Source organism: Sphingobium sp. (assembly GCF_048594625.1).
GTDB lineage: Bacteria > Pseudomonadota > Alphaproteobacteria > Sphingomonadales > Sphingomonadaceae > Sphingobium.
Window position 1 is genome coordinate 1 of sequence record NZ_JBMDWL010000075.1, and the last position, 17,917, is coordinate 17,917.

At 61.8% G+C, this 17,917-nt stretch carries 20 protein-coding genes; 6 read left to right on the plus strand and 14 right to left on the minus strand.

Features of this window, described 5'->3' with window-relative positions; all coding sequences use genetic code 11:
- The 3 genes from ACOJSJ_RS09095 to ACOJSJ_RS09105 form a co-directional block, all read right to left on the minus strand.
- Positions 1-407 (minus strand): dioxygenase (locus tag ACOJSJ_RS09095; RefSeq protein WP_420144662.1); only part of this gene is annotated, 407 nt, incomplete at its 3' end.
- 24 nt (positions 408-431) lie between these two features.
- Positions 432-1,496 carry a maleylacetate reductase gene (locus ACOJSJ_RS09100; RefSeq protein ID WP_420144663.1) on the minus strand — a complete coding sequence of 355 codons (1,065 nt, stop codon included), beginning with the start codon at positions 1,494-1,496 and terminating at the stop codon, positions 432-434.
- Between the two features lie 49 nt (positions 1,497-1,545).
- The gene (locus ACOJSJ_RS09105; protein WP_420144680.1) at positions 1,546-2,292 is read right to left on the minus strand and encodes a sugar phosphate isomerase/epimerase family protein; all 747 of its coding nucleotides are present in this window, start codon (positions 2,290-2,292) and stop codon (positions 1,546-1,548) included.
- Here ACOJSJ_RS09105 and ACOJSJ_RS09110 point away from each other — a divergent pair.
- Positions 2,200-2,502 carry a hypothetical protein gene (locus ACOJSJ_RS09110; RefSeq protein ID WP_420144681.1) on the plus strand — a complete coding sequence of 101 codons (303 nt, stop codon included), beginning with the start codon at positions 2,200-2,202 and terminating at the stop codon, positions 2,500-2,502. The two genes, ACOJSJ_RS09105 and ACOJSJ_RS09110, sit on opposite strands and share 93 nt — an antisense overlap.
- Positions 2,503-2,553: 51 nt before the next feature.
- Positions 2,554-3,462 carry a LysR family transcriptional regulator gene (locus ACOJSJ_RS09115; protein ID WP_420144664.1) on the plus strand — a complete coding sequence of 303 codons (909 nt, stop codon included), beginning with the start codon at positions 2,554-2,556 and terminating at the stop codon, positions 3,460-3,462.
- Between the two features lie 45 nt (positions 3,463-3,507).
- Here the strand turns inward: ACOJSJ_RS09115 and ACOJSJ_RS09120 are convergent, their stop codons facing one another.
- From ACOJSJ_RS09120 to ACOJSJ_RS09155, 8 genes are all read right to left on the minus strand, one after another.
- Positions 3,508-4,668, minus strand: a complete 1,161-nt coding sequence (locus tag ACOJSJ_RS09120; RefSeq protein WP_420144665.1) for an epoxide hydrolase family protein — start codon at positions 4,666-4,668, stop codon at positions 3,508-3,510.
- A 33-nt stretch (positions 4,669-4,701) separates the two neighbouring features.
- The gene (locus ACOJSJ_RS09125; RefSeq protein ID WP_420144666.1) at positions 4,702-5,067 is read right to left on the minus strand and encodes a hypothetical protein; all 366 of its coding nucleotides are present in this window, start codon (positions 5,065-5,067) and stop codon (positions 4,702-4,704) included.
- 67 nt (positions 5,068-5,134) lie between these two features.
- On the minus strand, positions 5,135-5,884 hold the full coding sequence (locus ACOJSJ_RS09130; protein WP_420144667.1) for an SDR family NAD(P)-dependent oxidoreductase: 750 nt from the start codon (positions 5,882-5,884) through the stop codon (positions 5,135-5,137).
- A gap of 34 nt (positions 5,885-5,918) precedes the next feature.
- Positions 5,919-7,127, minus strand: a complete 1,209-nt coding sequence (locus tag ACOJSJ_RS09135) for an FAD-dependent oxidoreductase (RefSeq protein WP_420144668.1) — start codon at positions 7,125-7,127, stop codon at positions 5,919-5,921.
- 25 nt (positions 7,128-7,152) lie between these two features.
- Positions 7,153-7,893 (minus strand): 2-oxo acid dehydrogenase subunit E2, encoded by a 741-nt coding sequence (locus ACOJSJ_RS09140; RefSeq protein ID WP_420144669.1) that lies wholly within the window; start codon positions 7,891-7,893, stop codon positions 7,153-7,155.
- 17 nt (positions 7,894-7,910) lie between these two features.
- Positions 7,911-8,768 carry an MBL fold metallo-hydrolase gene (locus ACOJSJ_RS09145; RefSeq protein WP_420144670.1) on the minus strand — a complete coding sequence of 286 codons (858 nt, stop codon included), beginning with the start codon at positions 8,766-8,768 and terminating at the stop codon, positions 7,911-7,913.
- Entirely contained in the window at positions 8,765-9,592 is an 828-nt protein-coding gene (locus ACOJSJ_RS09150; RefSeq protein WP_420144671.1) for a coniferyl-alcohol dehydrogenase, read from the minus strand. The genes ACOJSJ_RS09145 and ACOJSJ_RS09150 overlap by 4 nt, the downstream gene beginning before the upstream one ends.
- A 98-nt stretch (positions 9,593-9,690) precedes the next feature.
- Positions 9,691-12,153, minus strand: a complete 2,463-nt coding sequence (locus ACOJSJ_RS09155; RefSeq protein WP_420144672.1) for a TonB-dependent receptor — start codon at positions 12,151-12,153, stop codon at positions 9,691-9,693.
- A gap of 315 nt (positions 12,154-12,468) precedes the next feature.
- Between ACOJSJ_RS09155 and ACOJSJ_RS09160 the strand changes: the two genes are divergently transcribed.
- From ACOJSJ_RS09160 to ACOJSJ_RS09170, 3 genes are read left to right on the plus strand one after another with little or no spacing between them, the layout of a single operon-like run.
- Positions 12,469-13,221 (plus strand): SDR family NAD(P)-dependent oxidoreductase, encoded by a 753-nt coding sequence (locus ACOJSJ_RS09160; RefSeq protein ID WP_420144673.1) that lies wholly within the window; start codon positions 12,469-12,471, stop codon positions 13,219-13,221.
- Positions 13,222-13,252: 31 nt separating this feature from the next.
- Positions 13,253-13,690 carry a nuclear transport factor 2 family protein gene (locus ACOJSJ_RS09165; protein ID WP_420144674.1) on the plus strand — a complete coding sequence of 146 codons (438 nt, stop codon included), beginning with the start codon at positions 13,253-13,255 and terminating at the stop codon, positions 13,688-13,690.
- 49 nt (positions 13,691-13,739) lie between these two features.
- Positions 13,740-14,492 carry an SDR family NAD(P)-dependent oxidoreductase gene (locus ACOJSJ_RS09170; RefSeq protein WP_420144675.1) on the plus strand — a complete coding sequence of 251 codons (753 nt, stop codon included), beginning with the start codon at positions 13,740-13,742 and terminating at the stop codon, positions 14,490-14,492.
- 63 nt (positions 14,493-14,555) lie between these two features.
- Here ACOJSJ_RS09170 and ACOJSJ_RS09175 read toward each other — a convergent pair whose 3' ends face one another.
- Genes ACOJSJ_RS09175 through ACOJSJ_RS09185 form a run of 3 tightly spaced genes read right to left on the minus strand, consistent with a single transcriptional unit; the run spans position 14,556 to position 16,803 of the window.
- Positions 14,556-15,692, minus strand: coding sequence for an alkene reductase (locus tag ACOJSJ_RS09175; RefSeq protein WP_420144676.1), 1,137 nt, complete (start codon positions 15,690-15,692; stop codon positions 14,556-14,558).
- Positions 15,689-16,177 carry a DUF423 domain-containing protein gene (locus tag ACOJSJ_RS09180; protein ID WP_420144677.1) on the minus strand — a complete coding sequence of 163 codons (489 nt, stop codon included), beginning with the start codon at positions 16,175-16,177 and terminating at the stop codon, positions 15,689-15,691. Before ACOJSJ_RS09180 ends, ACOJSJ_RS09175 begins: the two co-directional genes overlap by 4 nt.
- The gene (locus ACOJSJ_RS09185) at positions 16,174-16,803 is read right to left on the minus strand and encodes a glutathione S-transferase family protein (RefSeq protein ID WP_420144678.1); all 630 of its coding nucleotides are present in this window, start codon (positions 16,801-16,803) and stop codon (positions 16,174-16,176) included. Before ACOJSJ_RS09185 ends, ACOJSJ_RS09180 begins: the two co-directional genes overlap by 4 nt.
- Positions 16,804-17,040: 237 nt before the next feature.
- Here ACOJSJ_RS09185 and ACOJSJ_RS09190 point away from each other — a divergent pair, with 237 nt between their 5' ends.
- Positions 17,041-17,793: an SDR family NAD(P)-dependent oxidoreductase gene (locus tag ACOJSJ_RS09190; RefSeq protein ID WP_420144679.1), complete on the plus strand. Its 753-nt coding sequence runs from the start codon at positions 17,041-17,043 to the stop codon at positions 17,791-17,793.
- Positions 17,794-17,917 lie beyond the last annotated feature (124 nt).

The following is a 17,917-nucleotide window of genomic DNA, read 5'->3' on the forward strand; positions in this document are numbered from 1 at the left end:
ACATCCTGCACCAGACCCCGGAAATAGAGCGGCAGGCCAGTCGCCTTGCCGCCGATGTCCGCGCCATTTTCCATGGCCTGACGCCCTTCGAAAAAGAAGGGGCCAAGGACGGAGTTGGAAGTCGCGCCGGACGGATAACGATGATTGATCGCATCGACCAGCGTGGTGACGCCCAGTGTATCCGACAGCAGAATATATTCCTGGCGGATGTTGGAGCACATCTGACCGGTGGCGGTCAGAAATTCGATCGCCTGCATCCACTCTTCTTCGGTCGGCTCGACGTCCCGCACGAAGCCGTGAAGATGCGTGATCAGGGCGGTCATGATCGCCTTCAGCCGGTCGTCTGGCGTGTTATCCAGTGATTGCAGCACCGCATCGGTGATCGTTTTTTCATTTACTTCCAGCATATTGCCTCTCCGGCCTTGTCATTATCATTCCTGTATCGGCGCTTCACCGGCCCAGGCGCGCGCCATCAGGCCGTCAAGCCCCGATCGTTCCAGCGGACGCGGGTTCCAGTAGGGATTTTCCAGAGCCAGTTCGGGGACGCGGGCAGCATCCTCCCGCGACAGTCCAAGATCGCGCAAGCCGCGCGGAGCGCCGACCGCAGACGCCAGGTTCCACAATGCCAGCGGCGCATCGTCATGATCGAGCGCGGCTGACAGGCGCGCCATTGCCGCAGGCACGGAAGGCGCATTATAGGCCAGCGCATGCGGCAGGATGATGCTGTGCGTTTCCGCATGCGGCAGGTCGAACGTGCCGCCCACGACATGGCAAAGCTTGTGATGCAAAGCCACGCCGGTCGAACCCAGGCATATGCCGCACAGCCATGCGCCATACAGCGCCTGAGCGCGGGCGTCGCGATCCCCCGGATCCTGCGCGATACGGGGCAGGGATTGCGCCATGGCGCGCACCGCTTCCTGCGCCATCAGATCGATGACCGGATTGCGATCCCGCGCGTAAAGCGCCTCCACCGCATGGGCGAGCGCGTTGATGCCCGACGTGCCGGACATCCCGGCAGGCAGGCTCAAGGTCAGATCGACGTCGTAGATGACGACCTCCGGCTGCACCCGGGGGGTCACCTGCGTCGTCTTGCGCCCATTTTCGGTCTGGCCGATGATCGACGTCATTTCCGAACCGGCATAGGTGGTCGGCAACACGATCTGCGGCAGGTCGGTGCGCAGGGCGATCGCCTTGCCCAACCCGATCGTGGAGCCGCCGCCGATGGAAATGATCAGGTCGACCGCATTATCGTTCACCACCGCCATCGCATCATCGGTCACCGCGACGGGCGTATGCATCGTCGCGTTGGAAAACAGCGCCACGGATCGGCCATCAATCGCCTCCGCCAGTTGCGCCGCCTGTTCGGCCTGCTGCGGCGTTGACAGGATCAGCGCGCGGCGACAGCCCAGCCGATCGATTTCAGCGCTCAGTCCTTCACTGGCTCCATTGCCGAACACGACCCGCGTTGCGATGCCGTTATAGGTAAAATCCTGCATATCCGGTCTCCGTGGGCGCGCCGGAGCGCGCCCTATTCCGCCGAGACAATCAGTTGCCCAGCTGCGCGCGCGCCGTCTGGAAAGACAGGCGGGCCGCTTCTTCCAGCGGACGCTTGCGATGAACCTTGGAGATGATTTCCACGCCCCATGGTCCCTCGAAGCCGGTCTTGCGGACATTTTCCACGAAGGAGGGCAGATCCCATTCGCCCTCGCCGCAAAGCTGGCGATGATGCGCGGTGTCGGTCCACAGGGTTTCCTGCACTTCGTGCATCGCATCGTTCAGTTCGACGCACACCATATAGCGCGCGGGAATCTTTGCGATTTCCGAATAGTCATTGCCGCCGCGCGTGACATGCCACACATCGATGTCCAGCCCGCCATTGGGTTGGTCCGCGCCCTCCACGATTGCCAGCCCGACGTCGACCGTGCGGACATTGCCAAAGGGCATCAGTTCCATCGCGATCGACGTGCCGACCTTTGCCGCGTCCTGACACAGCAGCGCGAACTGATCCTGCATCAGCGGAATATCGGGAGTAAGCTCCGCTTCGGTGGGGTTGTTGATGTCCGCGCCGACGCCCGGACCGATCTTGATCGCGCGGGCGCCCAGCCCTTCGGCCGCGTCCAGCATCAGTTTGCGGACATTGTTGCTGGCGGTGCGCCGCTCCCCGTCGAGGAACCAGTCGATCAGGAATTCCAGCTCAACATGACGAATGCCGTTATCTTTCAGAATATTACGCATTTCTTTGAAACCGATCTTGTCGGCTACAGCATAAACGTCATCCGTAAAGAAGCCGATGCCAGCATACCCTGCCTTGGCAGCAGCCTCTACACGATCCTTGAAAGAAAATGGGCTGATATGGTCCGGCCCATAGGGGTAGACATCACCGGCAAGGGTGAAATAGGCAGCAAGCAATTCTGGTTCAGACATGGAAACCCTCTCTCTGTCTTTTGCTCTTCTCAAAAAGAACAATTGGCTTTTCTTGGAGGGAAAGTTACTGTGGCGTGACAGTCGCGCCAATCGCGCATTGTTCCGATAAGAATAGAAACAGGTTCTACAATGTCTTTAGGGGATGATCTGGGCGGCATAGCCGTGTTCGTGGAAGTCGCACGCGCGCGCAGCTTCACGGCGGCGGCCCATCGGCTGGGGCTGACCAAGTCCGCCGTCGGGAAAAGCGTTAAGCGGCTGGAAGAGCGGCTGGACATCAAACTGCTGCATCGCAGTACGCGATCGTTGAGCCTGACCAGCGACGGAGAGGCCTTTTACGGGCGATGCTCGGTCGCGCTGGAGGAAATAGCGGACGCAGAAAAGACGCTGTCCGCCCTGCGCGTCGCGCCGCGCGGGCGGTTGAGGATCGACATGCCCGCCATGTATGGCCGCAAGATCGTTCTGCCCCTGCTGTTGGAAATCGCCAAGGATAACCCGGAACTGCACCTGTCGACGACCTTTCGCGACTGGCTGATCAACCCGGTGGAAGAAGGGGTCGATCTGGTCATCCGCTTTGGCGAGTTGCAGGGTGCGACGGGGCTGATTTCCCGCAAGCTGATCGAACAGCGGATGTTTTTGTGCGCGGCGCCGGATTATCTGGCGCGGCGTGGTGCCCCGGAATCGGTGGACGATCTGCGGCTACACGACTGCGTGGTCAGCCACCGGTCCGGCAATCCACATACATGGTCGCTGATGAACGAACAGGGCGAAGTGGTTCGTTTCCTGCCGCCCAGCACGCATGAAATGGGGGATGGAGATGCCATGCTGGCCGCGACGATCGCGGGCTGCGGCATATTGCACATGCCCGAAGCGCTGGTGCGACCCAGCATAGAGGCAGGCGAACTGGTGCCGGTTCTGGAAAGCGCGCAGACGCGCGGATCGCTCTACGCGGTATGGCCCGCCGCGCGGACCCTGATGCCTAAAATCCGTTTCGTGGTCGATGCGCTGGTCACGGCGGCGCGGGCCGGGCGGCTGGGCTGATCCGCGCTGCCCGGACTGGCCGGGCGCGCGGATCAGCGATCGACGTCAGCCTCTGAGCGAACGGAAGAAACGGCGAATATCGCCTATCACCGTATCGGGCGCTTCGAACGCGGCGAAATGACCGCCGTCGTCGTAAATCGTCCATTGGTGGAGATTATAATATTTCTCCGCCCATTTCTTGGGCTGCAGCACCAGTTCGTTGAGGAAGGCCGCAATGGCCGTTGGCGCCTTTACCACCGGCAATCCTTCATGCGAGGGTTGCCACAGATTGTGCGCCGCCTCGTAATAATAGCGCGCCGATGTGCCGAAACAGTCGGTGATCCAATAGAGCATTACCGTCGTCAGCATGTCGTCCTTGGAAAAACGGCTTTCGATGTCGCCGCGCGTATGGCCCCAGGTGCGACGCTTTTCCACCAGCCATGCACACAGACCGGCGGGGGAATCCTGCATCGCATAGCTCAGCGTCTGCGGTTTGGTCGTCTGGATCTGGTAATAGCCCGATTCATGCAGGAAGAAGTCGGCATTCTTCTGCTCCCAGCTTTCCTCGCCCTCTCCCCACAAAGGTTCGACCTGACCGCCAGCGAACATGTCGAGCGGGAACATCGTTGTGAAATGCACACCGATCAGCTTGTCGGGATATTTATGCCCCAGCTGCGCGGTCAGGAACGCGCCCCAATCCTCCCCATGCGACGCGAAGCGCTCATAGCCAAGACCCGCCATCAGCTTCACCCACAGGTCGGCCGTGTTCCAGAAATTGATCCCGGTTTTTTCCAGTGGCGTGGAAAAAACATATCCCGGCAGCGACGGGATCACCAGATCGAACGCATCCGCCGGATCGCCGCCATAGGCCGCAGGATCGGACAAGGGCCCGATCATGTCGCGATAATCCCAGAAGGTCCATGGCCAGCCATGGCTGAGGATCAGCGGCGTGGGGTTTGGCCCCTTCCCCTTCACATGGATGAAGTGGATCGGGATGCCGTCGATTTCCGTCTTGAAATGCGGCCAGGCGTTCATGGCCGCTTCCTGCGCGCGCCAGTCATAATCGGTGCGCCAGTAATCGACCAGTTCACGCAGATAGTCGCCGTTGAACCCGTATCGCCAGTCGTCATTGGCGAAGTCCGCTGCAAGGCGGGTCCGTTCCAGCCGCTGCGCCAGATCGTCCAGCACCGTGTCGGGCACATTGATCCTGAAAGGTGTAACTTGCATCGCCAGCGCTCCGCTATCCATGGTTTGCAGGGGTCAGATTTCCCAGGGGGTCGTGACCTGAAGCACCGCTTCGATCAGCGTGTCGCTGCGCAGGTGGAAGCCCGACTTGAAATCCGGGTCGTGCAGGATGGCGAAGAACCCCGCCTTGCTGGGATAGCGGACCAGCCAGACGGCATCCCATGTCTGCCCTTCTTCCCCGACCAGCACATGGCCGCCCTTGCCCAGATACATGAATTCCGCCCCATGGCGCGGGCCGTGCAGGCGGCAATGACGGACATAATCCTCATATTCGTCCATTCCGCCTTCACGAAAGCGCAACAGGTTCAGCATGTAGATCGGGCCGTCATGATCGATTTCGGCAAGCGCGGCGACCGCCGCTTCAGTGGGATCGATAGCCATTTCCGTCATTCCTCTCGGTTCGTGTCCCTTACGGGCACCTTTATGTCAGGCAGGTTGGGGAAGCCGTTCAGGCGGACGCCGCCCAGCCTCCGTCGATCACCAGTTCCGTGCCGGTGATGTAGCGCGCCTCATCGGAGGCCAGGAACAGCGCGCCATTGGCGATGTCGACCGGCAGGCCAAGGTCACCCATGGGAATGCGCGCGCGTTGCAGTCGCTCCTGCTCTTCGGTGATGCCCGCCTGCGTCCGCGTGCGCATGGGCCCCGGAATGATGGTGTTGACGCGCACGCCATCGCCCACCCATTCCATCGCCGCGACGCGGGTCATGGCGCTGATCGCCCCCTTCGTCGCGGTATAGCCCAAGGTGCCGGGCATGCCGCGCAGCGCCGTCAGCGATCCAATGTTCACCACGGCGCTGTTCCCTGCCGCGATCAGCGGGCCGCGCGCGGCCTGCATGCCCAGGAACACGCTGGTCTGATTGATGGCGATCACCTTGTTCCAGCCGTCGATCGACTGCGCCTCGATCGAGGACAGCGGAGTGACCCCGACATTGTTGCACAGCGTGGTCAGCCCGCCGAAGCGATCCACCGTCGCGGCCACGGCCGCCTGCCAGCTGGCGGCGTCCGTCGCGTCCAGCCTGACGAAGGCGACCGAGCCACCGGCATTTTCGATTTCGGACACCGTTTCTTTTGCCAGATCGGCATCGATGTCCGCGATCATCACCTGCGCACCTTCCTGCGCGAACCGGATCGCCTGCGCCGCGCCCAGCCCCGTCGCCGATCCCGAAATCAGCGCAATCTTGCCCTTCATCCTGTCCATCAAATTATCCTTTTTCTATCCCGGTCGGTCGGCATCAATCGATGCTGGCCGCGAAATCCAGACTTTCGCCCATGCTCCAGCGCCGCAGAAAGCCGAAGCGCATGTCATCATTGGCCGCCACCTTTTCGAGTTGATCCATGGCGGTCGCGCGCTTGGCCAGATCCGGCTCTTCGTTGCGTTCCTTGTTTTCGACCGACACGCGCTGCACCCATTCCCAGTTGGTGCGGCGGCGTTGGCGGTCATATCGGTCGAGCAGCGCATCGTCGGCGCCGTCGCGCCAGACGGCGGTGAATTTCTCGATCAGGTTGAAGGCATCGTGGACGCCGCAATTCAGCCCCTGCCCCCCGATCGGATTGTTGAGATGCGCGGCGTCCCCCGCCAGCAGGACGCGCCCCTTGCGATAGGTGTCGGCAACGCGCTGATGCACGTTGTAGACTGCGACATTGGCTATGTCATAGGGGGTGTCGGACGGTTTGATCGCCTGAAGCCGCCGCTGCACCACATCGGGCGCGGTAACCTCCTCAACCGACTGGTCGGGATCGACGCGACTGACGACGCGGTACAGCCAGTCATCCTTGCCCGGACCATAGGGCACGCGCACCACCAGCCGCCAGTCCGCCCCGTTGGCGCGATAATCGAGCCGACCGTTGGTCGGTTCGAAATCATGCCGCGTGTTGATCAGCAGGAACCTGTCGGGATAGGTATAGCCGTTAAACCCGATGTCCTGACTGATCCGCGTCGCGCTGCTGCCCCCGTCGCAACCGATCAGCCAGTCCGCCCGCACCGTCACCGGATCGCCATTGGCTTCGACGGTGACGTCCACGCCATCGGCATCCTGTTTGACGCCGGTCACCCGATGATTGAAATGAAATTCGCAATCTTCCTGTTGCAGCAATTCGTAACCGACCTGCGTGAACCAGTTTTGCGCGGCGGACACCGCATAAGGATTGCGATAGGCGCGCGACAGCACATCCATTTCGATGTCCACCGACCGGCCCAGCCCGACATCGGTGAAGCGGAAGATCCGGTCACGCGTACCCCCTTCCAGCAATTTGTCGAGATAGCCGATGTCTTCGAGCATATCGACCGACGGCGGGTGGTAGAATGTGGCGCGCAAATCCTGACACACGGTCGCGCCTGCTTCATAGACGGTGACCGGTATGCCCTGTCGGCACAGGCCCAGCGCCGTGATCATGCCGACCGGGCCAGCGCCGCTGATGATGACTCTCTTTGTCTTTTCCACGATGTTTTCCAGTCGGTTGCGACCGTCAGATCAGTCGTTCAGGATGTTCCATGAGCTGCTTGAACTGCCCCAGATAGGCAGCCACCGGTCCGGCGGAGAGCGCGCGATGATCGAACGCGAGGCAGAAATTCGCCATCGGCGCGCTGACCACGACGCCGTCATCGTTGACGATCGGCGTCTCGATCGCCGCCGCCACGAAAAAGTGGGCGACGGCCGGCAGGATGCTCATGGCGGTGAACAGGTTCACCGGCGCGATCATGCCAATATTGGAGATACCGATATTGGGCGTTCGCGCCATCCGGGCGAAGGTCGCGAGGGAATCTTCCTGCGTGAATTTGCCCGCGCGCACGGTGGCGACGGCGTCCTGCATTTCCTTTGCGATCGTCACCAGCGATTTGGCGCTCGCCCCTTCGATGATCAGGGGAAATGCGGACCCATCGACCATGACCGGCCCCTGCACCGCAATGTCGTCGACATGCGGCACGATCAGGCTGGTGCGGGATTCCGGTTCGAACATGGCGGCGATCATGGGATGATCGCGTGCCGCCAGCGCGGTTGCCCGCTGGATGATGTTCATGATGGAAATGGACTGGCCATGCTGCGCGCCATGGCTGCGACGAAATGTTTCGGCCGGGGCCATGTTGATGGCGATGCCGACATGGACCACCGGGGTTTCGCGCCAGTTCGCCGCAAAAACATCCCCGACCGCCTTTTGAATGCCGGTGATTTCATAGCGTTCGCCACGCGCGGCGGGACTGTCCGTCATGCCGATGCCTCCGCCGCTCATGGTTCGTTGACCGGCGGGATTTCCCGCATGGCGACCTTGGTGGAATTGCCGAGGAGGAAACCACCCAGCACATCGACCGTTTCGGGATAGTCCTGTTCGATCCGGCTGGCGAGTTCGGTGGAATCCTTCGCTTCCGCCAGATGCTTTTCGAACCGGATCAGATAGTCGCGGGTGTAATTCCATGACGTGATGTCGTCGGGCAGATGCGGCCGCTTGTGACCCGCCACGATGACTTCGGGGTCCAGCCGCTTGATCTGGTCCAGCGCCTTCAGCCAGGCGCTGCGATGTTCCTCGAAGTGTTCGCCGACCCACAGATGGACTTCGTTGAACAGGACGTCGCTGGCCATCAGTGCCTTGAGCTGCGGCACCCAGACCATGACGATCCGGTTGGCGTCACCGGGAACCGGGCCGATCAGTTCGATCCGCTCCCCTTCCAGCATCACATGGTCCTTGTCCCACGGTTTGGGGATGGCCGTGTAACGCGGGGCGAGCTTGCCGATTTTTTCCTGCCAGCGTTCAAGGCCGCGCGGCGCATCGATCAGAATGTCGTTCACCACCGACGGGTGCGCGATCGCGACCGCATTGGGAAATGTGTCCAGCAACAGGTCCAGCCCGAAGAAATGGTCGGGATGGTCATGGGTGATGATGATCGTTTCCAGATCCTTGCCGGTTTCCAATATGTCGCCGATCAGGCGATGGGTATCGGCGCGGGAAAAGGGTGCATCGACCAGAATCATCGCCTTTTCGCCCTTGATCAGGGCGTGGTTGGTATGAAGGCTGCTTGCCCGCGTGGTGACGATCTGAAGTTCCAGCTTGCTGCCGGGACGCGTCACGATATTGGTAACGTCGCTCAAAGTCCGTTCTCCTGTGCCAGATAATGGGCGGCAACGCCGCCATCGACGGGAATATTTGCGCCCCTGATCCAGGCCGCGTCGTCGCTCAGAAGGAAGGCGACGACCGGCGCGATGTCGGCCGGAGCGCCCGACCGTTCGACCACGCGCGCGTCATCCTGCGCCCGGTCGCCCATGATGCTGGAAAATGCGTCCAGCAGCGGGGTCGAGACGGCGGCGGGCGCGATGCTGTTGGCGCGGATGCGCCGGTCGATCCATGTACGGCGATGCGTGATGCACCATGCAAGCAACGCTTCCTTGGTCACGAAATAGGAGCGGCCCGGCTGTGCATCGATGTCATGTTTCGCGACGAAGGCGTCGACTTTCGCGAAACTCAGATCGAGCGCTTCGCGGATCTGATCGACTGACTGCCGCCAGTGATAGGCGGCGATGGACGACAGCATCACGATGCCCGATCCGTCCGTCAGCCGGGGCACCACGCCATGGGTAAGATGCAGCGTCCCGACCAGGTTGACGCGGATGACGTCGGCGGCCGGAACCGTCGGGGCCAAACCCGCCACGTTGGCCAACCCATCCAGCTTTTCTGGCAGGCGGGCGGCGGCTTCGTCGATCGACTTGCGCGAACCCAGATCGACCTGAACGAAGCTGTCGGACCGTCCCTCTTCCCTGATGTCCATGCCAACGACATGGGCCCCGTGCGCCTGCAGACATTCTACCGTAGCGGCACCAATGCCCGATGCGCTTCCGGTTACGACAATGGTTTTGCCTTTGAGATTCAGCATATTCCGTTCCCTTGTTGTCAGGGATAGTGCAACCAGCCCGACCATCCGTCTTTGCGCGTGCGGCACAAAAGCTGAGCGGTGGCGGCTAGGCGGAAAAGAATACGGGCGGCGTCGCCCGGATGGTCGACGCCGCCCGATACCGGTCAGAAGCGGAAGCTGGTCCGCACGCCGTAAGTGCGCGGCATGGCTGCGTAACGTACGGTGGTGTCGTACAGCAGCGCCACGTTGTTCCAGTAATATTCGTTGGTCAGGTTCTTCACCCATCCCTGCACGGACCAGCTGCCGTCGGCCGCGGCGACGCCGATACGGGCATCGACCGTGGTGAACGCTTTCAGCCGACCGACTTCCATCGTGACCGGATCGTGACCGATCACCGCCTGCGCCCGGCTGTTATAGGCCATGCTGGCGCCCAGATTCAGGTTGACCGTCCCGGTCAGCGGGATCGTGTAATCGGCCGCCGTCGATATATTCCATTTGGGCGTATAAGGCAGAAGGTCGCCCGAAAAATCACCGGCATCGCCGAACAGGTTGATGCCCGAAAACCGTTTGATCTTTCCATCCAGATAGGTCGCCGATGCGTTGAGGTTCAATCCCTGCAACGGTTGGACCGCCGCCGTGATTTCAGCCCCCTGTATCCGCGATTTGGGGATGTTGGTCAGTGCAAAGACGGTGCCGAACACCGGTTCATTGAAACCGCTCTTCAACTGCTTGTTGCGATAGTCATAGTAGAAGGCGGCGCCGGTCAGCAGCACGGCGCGATTGAACAGTTTCTGCTTGAACCCGATTTCATAGGCCAGCACGGATTCCTGCTTCACCGGCCGCACCTGATTGGTGGTCGATGCTGAAATCGAGGGGTAACCGCCCGATTTATAGCCTTTCATCACGTTGACATAGACCAGCCCGTCGGCTGAAGGCTTGATGTCCGCGCCGACTTTCCACGACAGATTGTCTTCGCGCAGATGCGTGTCGAGCAGGCCCGGCAGATAGGTATCGGGCGTAATGATGGGATTGCCGCTGGCGTCGAGTTCCGGCGCGTGGATCAGCGTGCAGGCGCCCGGCTGCAACGGCGGCGCGGCCGGAAGGCCCACGGAACTGCGCAACGCGCCGATAATGCCATTGAACAGGACGCGCTGGGCATCATTGCCCCACACCGGATCGAAATCATTGTCGTAGGTGCAGCCGATGAACCGGCGGTCCGATTTGGTATAGCGCGCGCCCGCCTTCAGCGTGACGATGTCCATGACATCATAGTCGATATTGCCGAACAGCGCCCAGTTTTCGATCCGCTGATCGCTGAAATCCCCGGCGCGGGAAAAATGGACGCCGAAAGAAGCCGTGCTGGCGCCATAAGCCAGAAGATTGCGTTCGACGACCTTGCTGTTCTGATAATTGCCGCCCAGCGTGAAGCGCAGCGGATTGTCACCGCCATTGGCCAGCCGGATTTCCTGCGAAAAATCCCTGATCTTGCCTATATTGGCGACGATGTCGTAATTGTTGATGGCGACGCCATCGTCGCCTGCAATGCCATTCCGCTTCAGATGGGCGTAGGCGGAAATGGAGGTGACCGTCAGATCGTCCGTCAGGTCATAGTCGGCGCGCAGCGATCCCTGATACATGGTGTCGTGCTTGCGTGGCGTAATATCCTGATTGCTGCCGTCCTGAAGCACCGTGGTCCAGTCCGCGGCGCGGGCGTTGTTGGGGGCATAGGGGGTCGAAACCAGTTCAGGCGGCGTGAAGCCCAGTCCGTCCGGACCCGATGTCAGATTGGGACGGAAATAGATGAACTGCCCCGCCTGCGGCTGGCCGCGATCGGCCCAGCCATTGACGTTGAGCTGCATGTGCAACCGGTCCGTCGGGGTCCAGTCGAGAATCATGCGGCCAACATATTCGCGGCGGCGCCCCATCGTATCGCCGGGGCGCGAATAATAATTTTTCTGCCAGCCATCCATGTAGCTGGTACGCAGGGCGACGCGGCCCTTGAGATTGGAAGTGATCGGGCCGCTGATGAACGCGGTTGCCTCCACTTCGTTGAACCGGCCGTAGGACAGGTCGATCCCGCTTTCGAGCGTATCGGTCGGCTTATTGGCGATATAGTTGATCGCGCCACCGGTTGAATTTTGACCGAAGAGGATGCCCTGCGGCCCTTTCAGCACTTCGACCCGTTCGACATCCAGGCCAACTGCCAGCGTCGTCAGCGCGGTAAAGCTGTAGGGCACCTGATCCATATAGACGCTGACGGCGGGCGCACCCGACAGGGCGGAATCGAAATAGCCGACGCCGCGCAACGTGAAGACCGGCGTATTGAAAGCCGACCGCGCGAATGTAAGGCCCGGCACGACCTTTGTCAGGTCGGCGACATTGCTGATGCCCTGACTGCGCAGTTCCTCACCGCCCACGGCCGCGATCGACAGGCCGACCTTGTTGATGGATTCCGACCGCTTGGTCGCGGTTACGATGATTTCACCGATGGAGGCCGCGCCCCTGTCATCGCCATTATCCTGTTCCGCAGCTTGCGGAACGGCATCCTGCGCAGCGGCCGCCGCAGCAAATCCCAGACCCGACACAGATGCCAACAGAAAGCCGATGGCAATTTCATGCGATTTCATGATCCTCTCCCCAATAATATGCCCGCAGCATGGCAGGCATTCATTATTTGCCCTTATCTCAATGGGATCATTGCCCATTGAGTAGATATTCGCGTTTCATTCGACTCGATGTGATCGGCGGAAGTAAGCGCATCCAATAAATGCGCCCGTCCGGACCGATCATCTTCGCAGCGACGGGGCAAAAAATATGCAGCAGCGGCAATAGGTGCCCGAAAACCGATTTTGCGGTTGTTCGGGCCGTCCATCCTTTCCTAGCAATCGCCCCATGGCAGCGGCGCAGACCGCACCGGTCACAGACATGAGGAGGGATGCACGATGTCAGGGCGACTTGACGGCAAGGTTGCAATCATCACCGGCGGCGCAAGCGGATTGGGCGCGGCGCAGGCGATGCTGTTCGCCCGCGAAGGGGCGAAAACGATCATCGCCGATCGCGATCGCAAAGCTGGCGAAACGCTGGCCGACAGCATAGTCGCGAGCGGCGGCACCGCGGAATATGGGATGCTGGACGTCACCGATGAAACGAGTTGGGCGACGCTGGTGTCGAGTGTCGTCGAACGCCACGGCGCGCTGCACATCCTTTCCAATACGGCGGGGATCATCCATCCGGCAGCAACCGTCGACGAAAGCGTCGAAGGATGGAACCGCATAGTCGCAGTCAACCAGACCGGCGTGTTTCTGGGCATGCGGGCGGTCATTCCGCATATGGCTGCGCAAGGCGGCGGCGCGATCGTCAACGTCAGTTCGCTACTGGGCCTGATCGGCTTTTCCGGCATGATCGCCTATAGCGCGACCAAAGGCGCGATCCGCATCATGACCAAGGCCGCCGCGATGGAAGCGGTCAAGCAGGGCATCCGGATCAACGCGATCATTCCCGGCCCCATGAAGACCCCGATCCAGGTCAATGTTCCGCCCGAGGTGGACGCATGGCAGCGGTCGCGCATCCCGATGGGCGACCTGGGGGAGCCGGAGGACATTGCCTATGGCGCGCTGTACCTCGCTTCGGACCAGGCCAAATATGTGACCGGGACCGAACTGATCATCGATGGCGGCTGGTCCGTCACGACATGACCCGCACCCCAGCTTCAGATGGAGAGCCAATATGATTGATCCGGTTACCCGTTTCGCATTGACCGATCTGGTTTCCGATTATTGTCTGGGCGTCGACAAGAAGGAATTGTCGCGCTTTCAGGACATATGGTGGCCCGACGCCACATGGGACATCGAATTTGTTCAGGCGTTCGACGGCATCGACGCCATTACCGGCGCCGTCGAAAACATCGTCTGGCCGATGTGGCAGAACACCACCCATTATTGCGCAAATCACCGCTTCACGGCGGATGGACCGGACAACGTCAAGGGCGTTTGCGACGTTTATTGCATCGGCAACCTTGCCAATGGCGAAGGCGCCCATGTCGTCGCCAGCTATTATGACGATTTCGAGCGGCGCGACGGCGCCTGGCGGATCAAGCGGCGCTTCGTCAATCAGCGCGCCTTCAACCTGCTGAAGGACCAGTCGCTTTCGCCACCGGGCGGCTGAGGCGAGGCGGCGAATTCAGGATCGAAACCACATATATGCGGAGAGTGACATGACAGGCAGACTGAAGGGGAAGGTCGCGATCGTGACCGGCGCGGCAAGCGGACTGGGCGCGGCGCAGGCGAAAATATTGGCGCAGGAAGGCGCGTCGGTCATGCTGGCCGACATATCGGAAGCCGGGGCCGCCAGCGCGGACGCCATCAGGGAAGCAGGCGGCCAGGCGGAATTCTGCCGCCTTGACGTCAGCAATGCGGATAATTGGAAGCAGGTGGTCGCTCGCACCGTCGAACGGTTCGGGAAGCTGACGTCGCTGTCCAATACTGCGGGCATCATCCATTATGCGGGCATAGAGGATGAAAGCGTGGAAGGATGGAACAGGGTCATATCCGTCAACCAGACCGGCGTCCTGTTCGGCATGCAGGCTGCCCTGCCCGAACTGGTGAAACATGGTCGGGGAAGCGCGATCGTCAACGTCAGTTCGCTGATCGCCATGCTGGCCGCTCCCGCATCCATCGCCTACGGCGCGACGAAGAGCGCGGTTCGCATGATGACCCGGATCGCGGCGATGGAATATGTGGGCAAGGGCATCCGGGTGAACACGATCATTCCCGGCCCGATGAACACGCCGATCACCGCCAACGTCCCGCCGGACATATTGAAGGCGCAGACGGCGAAAATTCCGATGGGCGCGCTGGGCGATCCGGAGGACATTGCCTATGCGGCGGTTTACCTGCTGTCCGATGAATCCAAATATGTGACCGGGACGGAAATCATCGTGGATGGCGGCTGGTCGGCCAGCGCCTGATACGGTCCCGAAGGCATATCCGGCAAAAGGCCGGGCGTTCCATGGAGCGCCCGGCCTTTTCTTTCATTCCGGCATGATCGGGGTGACGGGCAGGTCCGCATCCTGCCGCTGCACCGGATCGCTGTCTGCAAAAGCGGGATAGTCGGTATAGCCGTCGCTGCCCTGCGTATAATAGGTCGCGACATGCGGGCGGCTGACATCCTGTCCGTTGCGATAGCGATCGACCAGATCGGGGTTGGCGATGAAATGCTGGCCAAAGGCGATCATGTCCGCCGCCCCGCTGCTGATCGCTTCTGCCGCGCGCGCCCGGCTGAAACCGACATTCAGGATCAACGGACCGTCGAAATGCGACCGCATCGTGCCGAACACGTCCCATTCGATGCCGTAATTGCCGACATGCAGATAGGCGATCGACCGTTTCGACAAAGCCCCGGCCAGATAGCTGTAGGTGGCGACGGGATCGCTATCTTCTACCTGATTGAAGCCCCAGCCCGGCGACAGCTTGACCCCCACGAAACCCGGTCCGACCGCGTCGGAAATCGCATCGACGATCGCGAGCAGGAATGCGGCGCGCCGTTCCACATCGCCGCCCCATTCATCGGTGCGCAGATTGACGTTGGTCGACAGGAACTGCATCGGCAGATAGCCCGACGCGGCATGGATTTCCACGCCATCAAGGCCGCATTCGCGGGCAAGGAGTGCGCTCGCCTTGAATTCATCGATGGTGCGCAGCACGTCCTGATGCGTCATGGCGCGGGGCGTAACATAGGCGCGCTTGGGCTTGGGCCAGGGGGAATTATAGGGTTCGGTCATCGGCGGTGCGACGGCCGAAGGCGCCAGCGGGGTTTCCCCATCCAGCAACAGCGGATCGGAAATCCGGCCTGCGTGCATCAGCTGCACAAACAGCCGGCCGCCTTCGCCATGCACCGCGTCCGCGACCCGGCGCCAACCCGCCGCATGCTCGGCCGTGTAGAGGCTGGGCGTGAACAGATAGGCCCTGCCCATGGGGGAAGGCGACGTGCCTTCGCTGATCATCAGCCCGGCCGATGCGCGCTGTCGGTAAAATTCCACATTCAGGTCCGTGGGCACGCCGTTCAGGCCGGCCCGGTGTCGGCTCATCGGCGCCAGCACCATTCGGTTGGGCAGATCATGCCCGCCCAGCGCAAAGCGGCCTAGCAACGGCGTTGCGTCGAAGGTCATCCAACTTCCTTTCCATGATCGATGCACGGCCCTGATTGATCGCACAGGACAGGGGCCGCGCCTGCGGACTGCCATGGCGTTGCGGGGGCGGCCGACAGACGGTCCACCTGCCCCGAAGCGATGATGAGGATGCACCAGCCCGCGATCAGCGCGCAGACCCCGGCGATCCCCGGCAGGAACAACAGGTCCAGCGGCACGAACGGCGTCAGATACAGCGATCCGCTGAGCAGCAGCGCCCCGGACAGAAAGAAGGCAGGCGCACGCCGGGCATCGAGCGCGCCCAGATTCATGAATGTGGCGCAGGCGAAGCTGGCCATCGCATGGACGAACTGGATCTGCGCCCCTATCCGGAATTGCGCGGCATGATGACCCGCATCCCCCAGATTGGCCCATATCCAGAAAGGCACAGCGCCAGCGCAGCTGAGCGCCGCACAGCGCATCCACAGACGCCGCGTCCAGCGAAGGGCGGTCCCGCTGCCCGTCATAATGGTGGCAGATCGTGCAGGACGGTGCCTGCCAGAGGTCGCGCCGCAACGGCCCGCGCCACCGCGTCCAGCCGGGGCGTTTCCATCGCATATGGTGCGACCTGCGGCCGTCGTTTCCACTGGGCAAAGACGAACGCATAGGCATCGCATAGCGAAAAGCCGCCGGGCAATATGCTCGTCGTCCCCTGCACCGCCTGTTCCATTTGTCCCAGGACCGCGTTCAGGGCGCTCTGCCCCATAGCGGTCACATCGTCCCGGCCAGCCTGCGTCTGCGCCAGCCGGTCGGGGCGCAGCAACGGACGAAAGGCGATATGAACGGTGCCCGTCAGCGTCGCCATGAAAGCGATGGCCTGCGCCCATGCCACGCTGCCGGGCATCGGCAGCAACTGCCGATCCGGCGCAAGCGTCGCAATATGGGCCAATATGGCGACCGTCTCCACGATCACCTGACCATCATCCAAAATCAGCGCAGGCACCTTGCCCCAGGGATTGACGGCAAGATGCGCCGCCTCCCCGGCCTGCCCCGACGGCACATCGACGATCCGGACTTCATAAGGAAGCCCGCTTTCCGCCAGTGCGATCAGTGCCGCCGTGGAACAGGACCGGGGGGAATGGCAAAGAATCACGATCTGGTCCCGATTGAAACGATATGACGGGGCAGTCCCAGCATAGCCCCACGCCATGATCAGTCCGTCCCGTATTCGGGATCGCACCCCGCCCCTTTGCTGTCTTTGCCCTTCCGGCACAAAAGATGGACGTCCACGGCGCAGGGCGCCAAGCCCGCTTGGCCTTTCGCCGGTCGCTTGACACAAGGCTGCCCAACGGGGCGCGCGCCGCCCTGCCATTCATGCACAGGAGGCAATATGAGCGACTTTGACGGCAAGGTGGTCCTGGTGACCGGCGGCGGTGCCGGTATCGGACTGGCCGCAGCACAGGCCTTTGCCCGTGATGGCGCGCAGGTATTCGTGACCGGCCGCCGCGCGCAGGCGCTGGACGAAGCGACCACAGGAATTGCGGGACTGCACGGCATCGTTGCGGACGCCAGCGTCCCCGACAGCGCGGCGCAGGTCATCGCCCAGATCATCGACCGCGCCGGGCGGCTGGACATCATCGTCAACAATGTCGGCGACGGTGCAGTCGGCCCGATGGAACAGATGACGGCCCAGCGCATCGCCGCCATCTTCAACGTCAACATCATCTATCCCAGCATGCTGGTGGCGGCTGCCCTGCCCCACCTGGAATCGACGGCAGGCCTGATCGTCAACATGTCGAGCACCTATGGTAGCAAGGCGGGCGCGCCGCTGTCCCACTATGCCGCCAGCAAGGCTGCGATCGAACATCTCACCCGTTGCTGGGCGCTGGAGTTCGCGCCGAAGAAAATTCGCGTCAACGCCATCGCGTCCGGACCGGTGGAAACCGGCTTCATGTCCAACCAGATGGGCCTGCCCGCCGAAATGATCGAAGCGATCAAGGAACATGAACGCAACACCATCCCGCTGGGGCGTCGCGGCGTACCCGCCGATGTGGGCGAATGGGTGGCAGCCATCGCCCGCCCCCGGCTGGAATGGATGACCGGACAGGTGATCGCCGTCGACGGCGGATTGCAGATACTCTGACATGTGAACGGATGGAGCGCGCTATGCTACCGACCCTGATAGGCGCGCTCCATCCACCGTACAGCCCAAACGGGCAACCGGGGCCGCCCGCCGCGCCGCCCACCACCCGGCGGGCCCCAATTAA